2 protein-coding genes are annotated in these 921 nt (G+C 39.5%); both read right to left on the bottom strand.

Annotated elements, in window-relative coordinates:
• Positions 1-106: 106 nt before the first annotated feature.
• On the bottom strand, positions 107-700 hold the full coding sequence (locus PSI17_RS17085; protein ID WP_273553093.1) for a metal-dependent hydrolase: 594 nt from the start codon (positions 698-700) through the stop codon (positions 107-109).
• 19 nt (positions 701-719) lie between these two features.
• The coding region (locus tag PSI17_RS17090; RefSeq protein ID WP_273553094.1) for a hypothetical protein at positions 720-921 on the bottom strand (202 nt) is incomplete at its 5' end.

The raw sequence follows: 921 nt of genomic DNA on the forward strand, positions 1-921 counted from the left end.
ATTAGTTATATATCCTAATGTATTTCTATTGATTTTTGGTTTAATTTTAACTCGTAACCCCATTGCAAAATGGGGTTACGACATTGACTGGAGGTGAATCGATCAGCTATTTGTAGAAATTCTGTAGCTTATCAATAGGTAATTTATCAAACGATAATTTGTCAAATTGTAATTTGTCGAAATAGTGAGCAAATGAAAAATTGAAGTGTTGTGGAAGGATTATAGCGATCACCATAACCAGTACGGCAATGAAACGTTCGGCTTTTTTACGCTCCTTACCTCTCAGGACAGGAAAACAAAAACGTATTCTCAGCGGCCATAAGAGTGGAATACCGGCAGGAGTCAGCATATCGGCAATAAGATGGCTGATATAACCAATAATCATTGCATGAACAAAATCAGTTGGAATAGGCCAATCAGAAGGTATTTCAGTCTGGAATAGAGTAACCCCCACAAGCAGCGCTAATAAACTGTGCGTAAAACCACGATGTCCACATAATCGTGCTATTGGAATAGAGATAAAGCGGAATAACCTGCCCAAAGTTGAACTTGGATGGTCGATATCTGGTAACAATGAAGCCAGAAGTACACCGGGAAGCATGTGTAACCAATCTCCCTGTGCAATTTCTGGGGTGATTTCTAGCTGGTGAGCCAATACAAGGCTGGCAACGGAAAAAAGAAGATGTCCTTCTGCTGTCATAACGATTTATACTAATTATTTATGCTGATTGCTGTTTATACATACAGTGAGGCAGTATAGAGGGTTTTGCATAAGGATGATAGAGGGTAAGTAGGAAAAATTTGTTGTTAGCTAACATGGTGGTTAAGAGTTGCGCTGCCAGATACAGCGGAATAGGGGTTGGAAAAATGGCGGCTTCGATAGATAAACGAAATGACATCTCAAGTCTCTCCACGATGATA

This window comes from Xenorhabdus sp. IM139775, assembly GCF_028598745.1.
Taxonomy (GTDB): domain Bacteria; phylum Pseudomonadota; class Gammaproteobacteria; order Enterobacterales; family Enterobacteriaceae; genus Xenorhabdus.